The sequence below is a fragment of the Streptococcus oralis genome (assembly GCF_001579175.1).
In the GTDB taxonomy this organism is placed as follows: Bacteria; Bacillota; Bacilli; order Lactobacillales; family Streptococcaceae; genus Streptococcus; species Streptococcus oralis_O.
In genome coordinates this window covers 416,257-417,062 of sequence record NZ_KQ970760.1, presented here as the reverse complement: position 1 = coordinate 417,062, position 806 = coordinate 416,257, and the positions used below count along the sequence as shown (strand labels likewise).

The window sequence follows — 806 nt, the reverse complement described above, 5'->3', positions numbered from 1 at the left end:
TCAAACCGGAGTCCCCTTGAGGTCCACCGATAACAAAGCGACCAGTCGGATTGATGAAAAATTTTGTTTGCTCATCCAAGTAAGAAGCTGGGATCACCTCTTTAATAACCTTGCTAATCACATCATTGTGAATTTGTTCATTGCTGACATCTGGATCGTGCTGAGTTGAAATCACGACTGTGTCCACGCGCACTGGACGGTCATTTTCATCATACTCAACAGTAACTTGTGATTTAGCATCTGGGCGAAGATAGCTGATTTCACCAGATTTACGAAGTTCTGCCAAACGACGAACCAGTTTATGACTGAGTGAAATTGGCAATGGCATGAGTTCCTCTGTCTCATCTACTGCAAATCCAAACATGAGCCCTTGGTCACCAGCTCCAATCAAGTCCAGTGGATCTTGATCTGCATTCCCACGAACTTCCAAGGCTTCGTTCACACCTTGTGCGATATCTGGTGACTGCTCAACAAGTGAAGGATGAACTCCCACTGTCTCCGCAGAAAAACCATACTCGGTATTGGTATAACCAATCTCTGCAATAGTATCACGAACCACACGGTTAATATCTACATAGGCATTTGTCGAAATTTCACCAAAAACATGGACGGAACCTGTGTAGACAGCTGTCTCAGCAGCAACGTGCGCATCTGGATCCTTTGCTAAAATAGCATCCAAAATCGCATCTGAAATTTGGTCTGCAATCTTATCCGGATGCCCCTCAGATACAGATTCAGACGTGAATAATTTACGTTCTGACATAAAAATGTCCCCCCTTAAAAAATATTGTTATAGAGTTACAAAG

Annotated in this window: 1 protein-coding gene; it reads right to left on the bottom strand. The window is 43.3% G+C overall.

Annotated features, from left to right (window positions below):
* Positions 1-763: methionine adenosyltransferase (gene metK / locus SORDD24_RS06375; protein WP_081103524.1), on the bottom strand; the 763-nt coding region annotated here is incomplete at its 3' end.
* Between the last annotated feature and the right edge of the window lie 43 nt (positions 764-806).